The sequence below is a fragment of the Thermodesulfovibrio sp. 3907-1M genome (assembly GCF_040450955.1).
Taxonomy (GTDB): domain Bacteria; phylum Nitrospirota; class Thermodesulfovibrionia; order Thermodesulfovibrionales; family Thermodesulfovibrionaceae; genus Thermodesulfovibrio; species Thermodesulfovibrio autotrophicus.
This window is the reverse complement of the sequence record NZ_CP144373.1, coordinates 59,197-72,259: the sequence shown is the minus strand read 5'-3', so window position 1 is coordinate 72,259 and position 13,063 is coordinate 59,197. Positions and strand designations below refer to the sequence as shown.

10 protein-coding genes are annotated in these 13,063 nt (G+C 36.3%); 4 read left to right on the top strand and 6 right to left on the bottom strand.

Annotation, left to right across the window (positions count from 1 at the left end):
- Nucleotides 1-29: 29 nt before the first annotated feature.
- Genes V4D30_RS00335 through V4D30_RS00315 form a run of 5 tightly spaced genes read right to left on the bottom strand, consistent with a single transcriptional unit; the run spans nucleotide 30 to nucleotide 5,675 of the window.
- Nucleotides 30-1,169, bottom strand: coding sequence for a pyridoxal phosphate-dependent aminotransferase family protein (locus tag V4D30_RS00335; protein WP_353685145.1), 1,140 nt, complete (start codon nucleotides 1,167-1,169; stop codon nucleotides 30-32).
- A 47-nt stretch (nucleotides 1,170-1,216) separates the two neighbouring features.
- Nucleotides 1,217-2,179, bottom strand: a complete 963-nt coding sequence (locus V4D30_RS00330) for an NAD(P)-dependent oxidoreductase (RefSeq protein WP_353684265.1) — start codon at nucleotides 2,177-2,179, stop codon at nucleotides 1,217-1,219.
- Complete coding sequence (locus V4D30_RS00325) at nucleotides 2,176-3,456, bottom strand: nodulation protein NfeD (protein ID WP_353684264.1); 1,281 nt, start codon at nucleotides 3,454-3,456, stop codon at nucleotides 2,176-2,178. The genes V4D30_RS00330 and V4D30_RS00325 overlap by 4 nt, the downstream gene beginning before the upstream one ends.
- 6 nt (nucleotides 3,457-3,462) lie before the next feature.
- Nucleotides 3,463-5,217, bottom strand: a complete 1,755-nt coding sequence (locus V4D30_RS00320; RefSeq protein WP_353684263.1) for an aldehyde ferredoxin oxidoreductase family protein — start codon at nucleotides 5,215-5,217, stop codon at nucleotides 3,463-3,465.
- The gene (locus V4D30_RS00315; protein WP_353684262.1) at nucleotides 5,214-5,675 is read right to left on the bottom strand and encodes a 4Fe-4S binding protein; all 462 of its coding nucleotides are present in this window, start codon (nucleotides 5,673-5,675) and stop codon (nucleotides 5,214-5,216) included. The genes V4D30_RS00320 and V4D30_RS00315 overlap by 4 nt, the downstream gene beginning before the upstream one ends.
- Nucleotides 5,676-5,744: 69 nt before the next feature.
- Between V4D30_RS00315 and V4D30_RS00310 the strand changes: the two genes are divergently transcribed.
- The 3 genes from V4D30_RS00310 to V4D30_RS00300 are packed head-to-tail and all read left to right on the top strand — an operon-like array spanning nucleotide 5,745 to nucleotide 9,624.
- Entirely contained in the window at nucleotides 5,745-7,781 is a 2,037-nt protein-coding gene (locus V4D30_RS00310; protein WP_353684261.1) for a glycosyltransferase family 39 protein, read from the top strand.
- Between the two features lie 11 nt (nucleotides 7,782-7,792).
- Nucleotides 7,793-8,737 (top strand): glycosyltransferase family 2 protein, encoded by a 945-nt coding sequence (locus tag V4D30_RS00305; RefSeq protein ID WP_353684260.1) that lies wholly within the window; start codon nucleotides 7,793-7,795, stop codon nucleotides 8,735-8,737.
- A complete protein-coding gene (locus V4D30_RS00300) occupies nucleotides 8,734-9,624 on the top strand; it encodes a lysylphosphatidylglycerol synthase transmembrane domain-containing protein (RefSeq protein ID WP_353684259.1) in 891 nt (296 codons plus the stop codon). Before V4D30_RS00305 ends, V4D30_RS00300 begins: the two co-directional genes overlap by 4 nt.
- On the opposite strand, the gene V4D30_RS00295 is transcribed toward V4D30_RS00300, so the two are convergent.
- Nucleotides 9,586-11,148, bottom strand: a complete 1,563-nt coding sequence (locus tag V4D30_RS00295) for a sigma 54-interacting transcriptional regulator (RefSeq protein ID WP_353684258.1) — start codon at nucleotides 11,146-11,148, stop codon at nucleotides 9,586-9,588. The genes V4D30_RS00300 and V4D30_RS00295 overlap by 39 nt on opposite strands.
- Nucleotides 11,149-11,191: 43 nt before the next feature.
- Here V4D30_RS00295 and mnmG point away from each other — a divergent pair, with 43 nt between their 5' ends.
- Nucleotides 11,192-13,060: a tRNA uridine-5-carboxymethylaminomethyl(34) synthesis enzyme MnmG gene (gene mnmG / locus V4D30_RS00290; protein ID WP_353684257.1), complete on the top strand. Its 1,869-nt coding sequence runs from the start codon at nucleotides 11,192-11,194 to the stop codon at nucleotides 13,058-13,060.
- Nucleotides 13,061-13,063: the final 3 nt, after the last annotated feature.

Sequence of the window (13,063 nt, the reverse complement as noted above, 5' to 3'; positions counted from 1 at the left end):
GCATTTGCAACTAAAGTTGTCTCCTGCAATTAAATCACGCCTAAAGCTTTACCTACTTTTTTGAATGCCTCAAGGACTCTGTCAAGATGTTCATCTGTGTGAGTTGCCATATAGCTTGTTCTTATAAGTGCTTTTCCTGGTGGAACAGCAGGAGATACTGCCACATTAGCAAATATTCCCTCTTGCTGAAGCATCATCACGAACTTAAAGGCAAGCTCATCATCACCGACAATTACAGGGATTATCGGTGTTTCTGCTACTCCGATGTCAAAACCGAGTTCTTTGAATCCTTTTAGCATCTTGTTTGTGTTTTTCCAGAGCTGCTGTCTTCTCTCTGGTTCAGACTCAATTATATCAATTGCTGCTGAAACTGCAGCCACTGAAGCAGGTGGAGGACTTGCACTAAAGATGAATGCTCTCGCAAAATGTTTGATATAGTTTATAACATCTCTCTCTCCTGCAATAAATCCTCCAATTGATGCAAGAGACTTACTATATGTTCCCATAATAAGGTCAACATCTTTTTCAAGTCCAAAGTGTTCAGCGGTTCCACGACCAGTCTGACCAAGCACTCCTATTCCGTGAGCATCGTCAACCATAATTCTTGCTCCATATTTTTTGCATAAAGCTACAACTTCAGGAAGCTTGACTATATCACCCTCCATACTGAAGACTCCATCAACAACAACAAGTTTTGGTCTGCCTTCAGTTTCTTTAAGAACTCTTTCAAGGTCTTCAATATCGTTGTGCTTATATCTTTTAACTTCGCCAAAAGAAAGACGACATCCGTCAACAATGCTTGCATGATCCATTTTATCAATTATTACTACTTCGTCCTTTCCAATTAACGAGGAAATTACTCCAAGATTTACCTGAAAACCTGTTGTAAAGACCAAAGCAGCTTCTTTTCTTGTAAATCTTGCCAGTTTTTCTTCAAGCTCTATATGAATGTCAAGAGTTCCATTCAAAAATCTTGAACCAGCACAGCCTGTTCCATATTTTTTAATTGCATTAATTGCAGCTTCTTTTACTTTTGGATGATTTGTAAGTCCAAGATAGTTGTTTGAGCCAATCATGATCATTTTTCTTCCATTCATTATTACTTCAGGTCCCTGAGCAGACTCAATTACTCTAAAGTAAGGATAAATACCCATTGAATGAATTTTCATTAATTGTTCTTTAAATTTAAAGCACTTTTCAAAAGGATCAGTTTTTCTTATATCCATTGATTCATTCTGTACCACTTTGCTGTCCATTCCATCCCTTCCTTTAACTTAGTTTTTGTTTTGAAGCCGAGTAAGGACTCGGCTTTTTTTGTAGAGCAAACCCAGCATGGCTGGATAAACTCTTTAAGTTTATCGCTATTTATTATACTTTTTTTGTCAAATTTTTGAAAGACTCTTATGAAAAACATGCCTATTGACTGAGGAATTTTTATCTTAACAGGTCTTTTACCTATAGCCTTTGATATAGCTTCAACTATTTCATGAGTATTGTATGGTTGAGCATCTGCAATGAAAAAGGTCTGTCCAGTTGCTTTCTCCATTTTTGATGCAGTAATTATACCTCTTACGAGGTCATCCACATATATCATTGAATATTTACCTTCTGTTAGATATAAAACAAACCCTGTCTTGATCATTTTAAAAAATGTAAGAAAATCACTGTCTCTTGGACCATACACCGCGGGAGGTCTTATTATTGTAATGGGTATTTTATCTTTGAAAAATTTAACAACTTGCTCTCCAAGAAGCTTACTTCTTCCATATTCAGATACTGGAGATGGTGGTGTATCTTCTGTTACAGGAGTTCCATCCACACACGGTCCTGCGGCTGCAAGACTGCTTACATGAATAAATCTTTTGATAGCTGAGTTTCTCTCAGCCACTACTTCCACTAAATTTTTCGTGCCAATGTAGTTTGACTGAAAAAATTCTTCTGGATGGCTTGCCTTTGTTATTCCTGAAAGATTAAAGACATAGTCAAAATTCCATTCAATCTTTTTTAAGCTTTCTTTATCCGAAAGATCAGCCTTAATAATCTTTACATCAAGCCCTTTGAGAAAACGAAGCCTTGACGGATCTCTAACTATGCAGTAAACCTCGTAATTTTCTCTTAAAAGAGCCTCTACAAGATGACTTCCTATAAAACCTGTTCCGCCAGTAACAAGAGCTTTCAAGAGGCTTTCCTCACTATTAAAGTAAGTCCCTGAACTTCTTCAACTATGACTTCTTCATCCTTTTTTATTTCCACACGAGACCGAGCCTGCCAGAGTTCTCCATGAACCATAACCATTCCTCCATGGCTGTCAATATCAGTTTTGGCAATACCCTTAAGTCCAATAAGCTCTTCAACTCCTGTAACAGGCTTTCTTTTGTGAGCTTTATATGCAAGCCTTAGAAGCACACCAAAAAACAATGCCGTTACCAATGTTACAGGTATAATTACTGAAAGAGAAAGCTTGAATAAAGGATTTGCTGTATCAAAAAGCATTATTGAACCAAGTATAAAACATATTACTCCGCCAAGTGTTAGTAGCCCGTGAGAGGTAATTTTGAGTTCAAGTATAAAAAGTATTACACCAAGAAGTATTAAACCTGCTGCCGCATAGTTTATGGGAAGGGTTTGAAGACTGTAAAAAGCAAGAATTAAAGAAATCGCACCAATTACACCTGGTAAAATGCTTCCCGGGTTGCTGAGTTCAAATATAATGCCATATATACCTATCATTAAAAGAATATAAGCAATGTTTGGGTCAGTTATGAAGTTAAGAAGCCTTTCTCTGAAGTTCATCTCAATTTTATTTATTTTTGCTGATTTTGTATTTAAAACAAACTCTCCACGAACTGTTTTTACCCTCATTCCGTGTATATCTCTTATAAGGCTGTCAAGATCATCAGCAATTAAATCAATTACTTTAAGTTTTAATGCCTCTGTTTCAGTAGATGAAATGCTTTTTCTTACAGCTTCCTGAGCCCATTCAGTGTTTCTTCCTCTTTGTTTGGCAATTGATTTAATGTAGGCAACAGCATCATTTGTAACCTTTTCAGCCATAGTCTTATCCATTTTTTCACCAACTGCAACAGGATGAGCTGCTCCTATGTTTGTTCCCGGAGCCATTGCAGCAATATGGGCAGCGAGTGTTATAAATGCACCTGCACTTGCTGCTCGGGCTCCTTTTGGTGAAACATAGACAATAATAGGAATTTGAGAGTTAAGCATTTCTTTAACTATGCTTCTCATGGATGTGTCAAGACCTCCAGGGGTGTCAAGCTGGATTATAACTGCCTCAGCATTGGTTTCATGAGCCATTTTAATTCCCTTTATCGTATATTCTGCATGAGGTGGATTTATAACTCCATTTACTGTAAGAACAATAATATCTTTTGCATAAGCAGAGCTGCAAAGTGAGAGCATAATTAACGAAAGGATAAAGTATTTGATTTTTTCTTTCATGAAAAATTATAACAAACTTTTGATATTTTCTTTTAGTAACGCAATTGCTTTATACACAAAATCTTTATTAATCAATCCTAAGCTTGAAGGTGTCTCAAAAACTCTTTTTGGCAGAGTTAAATTTTCAATATCAAAACCGGCTTTAATTTTAAAGCGATATTTGTTTGCATAGATTTCTCTGCCTGTTTTTAAAAGCTCTTCTTCAGTTAAATTAAATCCAGCAAGTTTTAGACATTTAATTACAATCTCAGGAGTATAAATCTCTCTTCCAAAAAAGCATATTACAAGGCTTGAAAGAATCTGTCTCCACTGTTCTTCATTGAGTATTTTCTCAGCCAGTTGTTCTGGAGATAACTTCTTTGTCATTGCTTCTCTGTCAATGGCATATCCAGCAGAATCAAGATGACTGTGTCTTGCTCCAAAGAGGTATCCAAGATGAGCTCCAGCTCCTGTATGGTAACCCGGCATTTCGTTTTTACCATATGTTAAGGCAAAATCTTTTCCACCGTATTTTGAAGAGGCATAGTCAATTCCTCTGGCAACATCTTTGTAAAATTCTGTTTCACTATAAACGATTTTTCTTACCAGTTCAATAAAGCTGTCAACTTTACCCCATTCTGGAATAATTCCTTCAGTCTGCTTTTGATTTATAACTCCTTTTTTAAAAGCCTCTGTAATCCAAGCAAGAACCACACCTGTTGATATGGCATCAAGTCCCATGTCTTCAACAACTTCTATTAGTTTTAAAACATCTTCAGACTCTGTAATTCCTAACATTGAACCAAGAGCGTATATGAGCTCATAGTCATAGGAAAGATAAACAGTTCTATAAAAATAAGGCTCATCTTCATAGGCTTTTCTTAATGCTGCAAGATGAATACACGCAACTGGGCAGTGAGCGCAGGCAACACGTCTTCCAAGATGTTTCTGAGCAAATTTTTCACCGGAGATGTTTTCAATGCCTTTTAATTCATTTTCCAGCAGATTTTTTACAGGAATTCCCTTTGAAAAGCTTAAAGGTAAAACATTTGTCGGTGTACCAAGTTCATGATACTTTTTCATTTTTTCTGATTCGGAAAGTTGATGTAAAAGTTCAGAATAAAGGTTTCTGTATTCTTTAAAATCAGTAACTGAGAGGTCTTTTTTCCCTGAAATAAGCACGGCTTTAAGATTTTTACTTCCAAATACTGCTCCAAGCCCCAGTCTTCCAAAGTGTCTGTAAGTTTCAAGAGTTACACAGGCAAAACTTATGAGACGTTCGCCTGCAGGTCCAATTCTCATTATTGTTCTTAGTCCAGCACCACCTTCACGGTTTCTGATTATTCTTCCTGCTGATTCTTCTAATCCCCAGAGTGTTGTAGCATCTCTGAAAAAAACCTTATCGCCATGAATTGCAACAAACACTGGTCTTTCACTTTTTCCTTTTATCACAATTGCTCCATATCCTGCCATTCTGATGGCAATTGCGCTTCTTCCTCCTGCATGGGATTCTCCAAGATTTCCCGTGTGAGGTGATTTAAACATAGCAACAGTTTTAGATGCTATTGGGAAAAGTCCGTTTAAAGGTCCAACTGCAAAAATAATTGGATTATCAGGAGAAAATGGTTCAAGATCATTGGGACAGTTTTCCTCAAGAAGTTTTATTGCAACTCCTGCACCACCGATGTATTTTGAGAAAAGTTCATCTCTTTCCTCAATCCAGAATCTTTTCTTTGTAAGGTCAATGTATAAGACTCTTTTTAAACTGTCTCCTTTAATCATTTTCTTACAAACTCCATAACTTTATATGGACAACTTTTAGCACACTCTCCACATTGGATGCATATGACGGGTTTGTTTTTTTCATTGTTCCATCCTATTGCATCAAGTATACAGGCTTTTACACAGTATCCACATCCTGTGCATCTTTCTTCTTTAAGCAAAACACCTCCACCTTTTCTTACAATCAATGCATCTTCAGGACAGGCACGGGCACAGGGAGGATCTTCACATCCACGACAAACCCAGACTGAAAATCCCCTTGATATTCCACCCTGAGAACGCACCTTTATGCAGGAGGATTCAAGCCCTGCAGCTTGATGTGCCTGAGCACAGGTAAACATGCAGATCAAGCATCCAACACATTTATCACTATCTTTTACGAACACGGGCATAATGAAATTATAACATGTTATAATTTTAAACTGAAGATGGAAAAAGAAATATTTTTGTTTTTTCATAAAACTCTCTCAAACAGTTTCTTAGACAGCATTATGCTCTTTTTTACTCAAATAGGCTGGATACTGTGGTTGCCAGTATTTCTTTTGATGATATACAGATACTTCAAAGCAAAGAACTACATAGAAATTTTATATTTAATTACAGCCATCACACTGGTCGTATTTATCTCTGACTGGTTTTCTCTTGAGATAAAAAATCTCGTTCAGAGAGTGCGTCCCTGCCATACAGAGTATTTCAGAGGAGTTGTTGGATGCACAGCTTCTTACAGTTTTCCATCAAATCATGCAACAAATTCTTTAGCAGTGGCAACTGTGTTAATTCTTTTCGGGAGAAAACTATGGAAATCTAAGCTAATTTCAATCTACATCATTTCAGTGGCTTTGTTTATATGTCTGTCAAGGCTTTATCTTGGTGTTCACTGGCTTACTGATGTGCTTGGTGGTGCTTTACTTGGTTTAATTATTGGTTATGGAGTTTTTAATGCCACTTTATCAGTGAATAATCTTAAGAGATTTTTTTATTTTTTTCTTATTATTCTTAGCCTTTTCAGAGTTTATTTTATTCTTCACGGACCATTAGACCTCTCACCTGATGAAGCACACTACTGGGAATGGTCAAGAAGACTTGATTTAAGCTATTACTCAAAGGGTCCTGTGATTGCCTATTTGATTGCTTTTTCCACATGGCTTTTCGGTGATAATCCTTTTGGAGTTAGAATTTTTGCAGTTTTATGCTCCTTTTTAAGCAGTTTTTTTGTTTATAAAATTGGCAAAAAGCTTTTTGATGAAAAAACTGGATACATAAGCGGAGTTTTGTTTCAGCTAATTCCTCTTTTTTCAACATTCGGGATTCTTTTTACAATTGACAGCCCCTTTATTTTGTTCTGGATTGTTTCAATGTATCTTTTTATCCTTACAATAGAAAAAAGAGGTTACTGGCTTGTTTTAGGATTTTTCATAGGGCTTGGACTTCTTACAAAGTACACAATGGCTTTTTTCTATTTTTGTATGATTACTTATTTGTTAGGGAAAAGAAAAAATGCGGTTTCAGAGCACCCTATGTTTTTTACTATGTCATCCCGAGGGGGTCAATGCCCCGAGGGATCTCTCATAAAGAAAAAAACTCTTCACCCGTCCATTAACTTCATTAGGAGTTTTACTTTGATTTTGTCTCTAAATGGCAGAGAGATTTTAAAAAATCCATGGCTTTATGTATGTGTGATAATTTCTCTGCTTGTATTTTCTCCTGTAATAATCTGGAATGCCCAGCATGACTGGGTTACAATTAAACACACAGCAGGGCAGGCACATCTTTATGATGGATTAAAGATTTCCTTGAAATATTTCGCTGAATTTATCGGTAGCCAGTTGATTGTTGTAACTCCCTTGATTTTTGCATTGGGATTTTATTTCCTCCTTAAACCTTCAACCTTAAGTCTTAAGCCTGATACCCGATGGTTTCTTACGTCTTTTTCAATGCCTGTTTTGGTTTTCTTTTTACTTAAAAGCATTCAGGGAAAGGTTCAGGCAAACTGGGCAATGCCAGCATATCTTCCTTTTTTAATTGTTATTGCCTTTGCTTTTGCTCGCAGGCTTTATAAAAAACTTGTTTTATCTGCGATTCTGATAGCAGTTGTTTTTACAATTTTTAGCCATGCTCTACCATATCTAAATCTTCCAGAGAAAATTGATCCTTCAGCAAGGCTTAAAGGATGGCGAGAACTGGGAATAAAAGTATCAGAGATGAGAGAAGAACTGGAAAAGACAGGGAAAGTAGTGATTTTCTCTGACAGATATCAGATTTCAAGCGAACTTGCCTTTTATACAAAAGGCAATCCCTTTGTTTACTGCATAAATCTTGGAAGAAGAATGAATCAGTATGACCTGTGGCAGTCAAAAACCCTGGAAATTAATGGCACAGTTCATGGAGTTTATGTTGTTTATGGAATGAGAAACACGCCAGAGCCTGATGTTTCTTCTGCTTTTGAACACTGTGATTCAGAGCATTTTACTGTTTACAAAAAAAGAGTTAAAATTAGAGATTATACAATTTTTAGATGTTACAACTTTAAAGGTATGGAAATAAACTTACCAGAGAGCTACTGAAGGAGGCAAAAATGGATTTATCAGTGGTTATACCACTTTACAATGAAGAGGAAAACATAAATGAACTTCATAAAAAACTAACTGAAACTTTGAGCAGGCTGCCAATTTCTTACGAAATCATCTATATTGACGATGGTAGTACTGACAGTACCCTGAAACTTCTTGAAGAAATTCAAAAAAAGGACTCCCATGTGGTTGTCTTAAGCTTCAGAAGAAATTTTGGACAGACCGCAGCCTTTGCAGCAGGCTTTGATTTTGCAAGAGGAGATGTGGTTATAACAATGGATGGGGATCTGCAGAATGATCCTGCAGACATACCAAAGTTTCTTGAAGCCGTAAAGGATGCTGATCTTGTTAGTGGCTGGAGAAAAAAAAGAAAAGACCCATTCCTGTCAAGAAGACTTCCTTCCATATTGGCAAACTGGCTCATTGGAAAAGTTACTGGTGTGAGAATTCATGACTACGGATGCTCTTTAAAAGCCTATCGCAGAGAAGTTGTTAAAAATCTCAAGCTTTACGGTGAGCTGCACAGATTTATTCCAGCCCTTGCAAGCTGGTATGGCGTAAAGATAAAAGAGATTGAGGTTCAACATCATCCAAGATACAGAGGAAAGTCAAAATACGGAATAGGAAGAACAATCAAGGTTCTTTTAGACCTTGTCACTGTAAAGTTTTTACATAGCTTTTCAACAAAGCCAATTCAGTTTTTTGGACCAATTGGAGTTTTATTCATGATTGTCGGTGCCGCCATTGTGGGATATCTTGTTTTACTTAAAATTCTATATGGAATTTCCATTGGTGGAAGACCTCTTTTACTGGGTGGATTCTTTTCTGTTTTGATAGGTCTTAATTTTATCGGTATGGGGCTTCTTGGTGAGATGATTGTAAGAGTTTATCATGAAACACAGAAAAAACCCATTTACATTCTGAAAAAAATCCTGGGACCTGGAGATTGAAAAAGCACATAAAATTTTTCATTCGTCTTACAGTAACCTGTTTATTGATTCTTTATCTTTTTAAAAAAATTGAGATTAACCATGTCTTAAACTCTCTTTTTCTAATGAATCCTTTAATCTTTTTATCTGCCTCCTTTTTATACATTCTTTCTTCATACATATCCACTCTGAGATGGAAAATTTTTCTTCCCCGGGAAGATTTAAAGGTTTCAGAGCTATTCTCACTTTATCTCATTGGCTCATTTTTTAATAATCTTCTGCCCGGAATAATTGGAGGAGATGTAATAAAAATTTTCATGATCAAAGAAAAAACGGGGCTTAAAAAGGCTTTAGCATCAGTGTTTATGGAGAGATACACAGGACTTTTTGCTTTATTATTGATAGGCTTTGTATTTTTCTGCCTGTTTTATACAAATCTTCCAAAGCACAGGCTTATATGGAGCGTGCCCTTAAGCTTTTTGTTATTTATTTTAGCAAGCCTTTTTCTTTTATTGCTTGGAAAGATTAAATTTTTTAAAGAATTCCATGATTATGTTTTAAGCTTCAATAAAAAACAGATTTTAAAGGCGACTCTTTACTCTTTACTCGTTCAGTTTACTGTGATCGTCTCAGTTTATGTGATTTTTCTCGGGCTTGATATTTCAGTGTCTTTTTTTGAAGTATGCATTTTTCTGCCAATTATTATACTGATTTCCATGCTTCCAGTATCGGTATCAGGTATTGGAGTGAGAGAGTGGTGCTTTATTTTGTTTTTTGGAAAATCCTTTGGTGAGGCTCAGGTTGTGGCAGTATCATTTTTATGGTTTCTCTCTCAGGTTTTTGCTTCCTTAGTTGGTGGAATTGAGTATTTAAGATTTAAGAAGTCTCTGAATATAAAGCAAAAATAGAAATCTTTTCAAATCCCTGAGATTGTTCGGAAATGGTTCAGTTTTAAGCTTTTCTATAATCTCTGGCTGAGAGAGTTTGTCTTCAATATTGAGGTTATATTTTTTTACAATCTCTCCTGCTATATAAAAAACATCCTCTCTTCTTTCTCTTAATGGAGGGATTTTTAAGAAAAAAGGATTAAGAAGCTTAATAAGAGAACTTGAAAACTCTCCCTGTGCAGCTTTTATCCTTATGTCATCTTTACCGACAAGAATAAATTTTACATCTGGAAAATCAAAGGGATTTATATCTCCAACCCTATAAACCTTTCCTGTTTTAATAGCTTTTTCAAGCTTATCCTGAAAACTTCTTGGCATACTGTCAAACTCTTTTATTACAAGAGTTCCTCCCTCTGCATTTTTTAATACACCTCTTTTACCTTTTTTACCAAGGTATCCTTCTTTAATTCCAAAAAATTCTTCCTCCAGAGTTTCTTCTTCAATGTCGCAAAAAATCATTACAAAAGGTTTTTCTCTTCGGGGATTGTTATCGTCTGTGTAAAGGGCTGCTGCAAGGAGTCTTTTACCAACCGCTCTTTCACCGTAAATGAATATGTTTCTGTCTTTAGCATTTTCTTCAAATAAATTTTTCACCATGTTTGCAAAAACAGGATTTTTCGTTTCAAACTTGAATTTTTTAAGTTCATAAACTGTTTCAGTGGAGAATTGAATCTCTTCAATGACATTAAACTCCTGAGCAATTGAAATAAATCTATCCATAGCGCTCTGAAGAATTTCAAGAGAATCTGACTCTTTTATGCGAAAGTATCTTTTTGCAAGCTCAAGAAACAATTCACGATTGTCAATAACTGAAGGAAACATCAAAGCCTGTGCACCATAGGCAGAGAGGTCTGAAAGCAGTGCTAAGTCATAACAACTCTGCAGTGTAGAGCCTCTTGGAGGAACAGCGGTTTTTATATCCTTTGTGCCGTCTTCTGGAAACATTTTATTTAAAATATTTACAACCTCTTTAAAGGGAGGACATATTATATTTCTTTTAAGAGTCTCAATGTGATTTGTTCCAAAGGTTTTTGTTTCAATAAAAACCCTGTCTTCCAATGGAAGCTTTACAAGAAAATGAATTATGCTTCTGTATCTGGGAAACTCATTTATCATAAAAAGTAATCCAAGACATGGTAAAAGCCCTGCAAAAAATGCTTCATCTCTATGAATATGAGAAAATTTTTCTGATATTAAAGCCGAAATTTCAGCGCTCAGGATCCCATATACCCATATGTATAAATCTTCACTTTCAAGAAAGAGGTCTCTCTGAATAATGATCTCTTCAATTTTTTTTGTTCCAAGATAGTTTACCATCTGGGAGAAGTTTGTTATCTCTACTTTTCCGCATGGCTTGTTAACTTCCTGAAATATAAGATATGCAATTACAGGGTCGTATTTTATTAACTGAGAAACCTTTTGTCCATCTTCCTTTAAAAGCTCTCTAAATCTTGAAATTGTATGTCTGAATACAGGAAAACTCATCACATCTATTATAATAAAAAAGTAAGGAAAATAGAAGAAAAAAATGTATAAAGAAAAAGATTTTGACATAATTGTTGTGGGAGCAGGACATGCAGGCTGTGAAGCAGCGGTAGCCTCAGCAAGAATGGGCTTAAGTACAGCTCTTTTTACAATATATCTTGACACAATAGCTCAACTAAGCTGTAATCCTGCCATTGGTGGACTTGCAAAGGGTCATCTTGTAAGGGAGATTGATGCTCTGGGTGGCATAATGGCAAAGGTAACTGATATGTCAGGTATTCAATTTAGAATGCTTAATCGCTCAAAAGGTCCGGCTGTATGGTCACTTAGAGCACAGGCTGATAGAATCCTTTACAATTTGAACATGAGAAAACTTCTTGAGGCAACTGAAAATCTTGCAATAAAGCAGGCAATGGTTGAGGAGATTGTTGTTGAAAATGGCAGAGTTAAGGGAATCATAACTTCTCTTGGTGTTTTTTACGGAGCAAAGGCTGTAATCGTAACTCCGGGAACATTTTTAAATGGACTGATTCATATTGGACTTGACTCCTTTGAAGCAGGCAGAGCTGGAGAGTTTTCATCCAAAAAGCTTTCAGAGTCAATAAAGAAACTGGGACTTAAAATGGGAAGACTTAAAACTGGAACTCCGCCAAGAATTGATGCTAAAACAATAGATTTTTCAAAGACTGAGGAGCAGTGGGGAGATTTCCCTCCACCAGCATTTTCCTATTCCACAGAAGAAATTACCAATCCACAGGTGCCCTGTTACATAACCTATACAAATGAAAAAACCCATGAAATAATTCTTAACAATCTTGACCGCTCACCCCTTTACAGCGGAAAAATAAAGGGAATAGGTCCCCGCTATTGTCCTTCCATTGAGGATAAGGTTGTAAAATTTAGAGAAAAACCAAGACATCAGATATTTCTTGAGCCTGAAGGATTGAGCAGAAAAGAGTACTATGCCAATGGAATCCCTACATCTTTGCCCTATGATGTTCAGGTTGCCTTTGTAAGAACAATTCCAGGGCTTGAAGATGCAGAAATTATGAGGCCTGGATATGCCATTGAGTATGACTTTGTTTATCCAACTCAGATAAATCACACACTTGAAGTTAAAGGAATTGAAGGACTTTATCTTGCAGGACAGATAAATGGAACAAGTGGCTATGAAGAGGCTGCTGCACAGGGATTAATGGCAGGTATAAATGCAGCCTTAAAGATAAAGGGAAAGCCACCTCTTATTCTTGGCAGGGACGAGGCATATATAGGAGTTTTAATTGACGACCTCGTCACAAAGGGCACACAGGAGCCTTATAGAATGTTTACATCCCGTGCAGAGTTCAGACTTCTTCTAAGGCATGACAATGCTGATCTCAGATTAAGAGACCATGGCTTTCGTGTAGGACTGGTTGATGAGGAAACCTATGAAAGATTTTTAAAGAAAAAAGAAGCTCTTGAAAGGGAAATCAGAAGATTGAAAACTACAATTATAAAACCTTCAGAGCAACTAAATAAAGCTTTGACTGATGCGGGAACAACTCCCATAGAAGAAGCCACATCCCTTGACAAAATTCTTAAAAGACCAGAGATTAATTATGAATTTGTTAAAAAATTTGCACCTTCTCAGGAAAATATTGCAAAAGAGATTGAAGAACTTGTTGAAATTCACATTAAATACGAAGGTTACATTGCAAAACAGATGGAACAGGTTGAAAGAATGAGACAGTTTGAAGAAAAAATTATTCCACCAGATTTTGATTTCAATCTTCCAGGGCTCTCCAAAGAAGTTATACAAAAGCTAAATGAGGTAAGACCAAGAACAATAGGTCAGGCGATGAGAATCCCCGGTGTCACTCCAGCAGCAATATCAATACTTATGGTAGCTCTGCAGAAAGGCAGCAAAAAATAATCT